Annotated in this window: 1 pseudogene; it reads right to left on the reverse strand. The window is 66.5% G+C overall.

Annotated features, from left to right (window positions below):
• Positions 1–281, reverse strand: a pseudogene (locus tag AC3A6Y_RS35050) (IS21 family transposase); the annotation flags it as partial.

The raw sequence follows: 281 nt of genomic DNA on the forward strand, positions 1-281 counted from the left end.
ACGCAGCTGTCGTCGCACACGGTGCGCTGCGCCTCGGTGAAGTACTGCATGCCCAGCATCGGCAGCGGCTGCAGCAACGGCTGTTCCTCCTCGAACATGGCCTGCACCTGGCGGCGCGCGCTGCCATGGATGCGCGAGGCGGCCCACTTGGTCTCCCAGTGTTCGAGGAAATCGTTCTGCTCTTGCAGGGACTCGAACCGCCTTCCCTTCAGGGCCGTGGCCTGGGTGTGGCCGATCGCGTTCTCGACCGAACCCTTGCGATTGGGGTCACGGACGCGGGC

Source organism: Variovorax sp. Soil_C_17 (assembly GCF_057657265.1).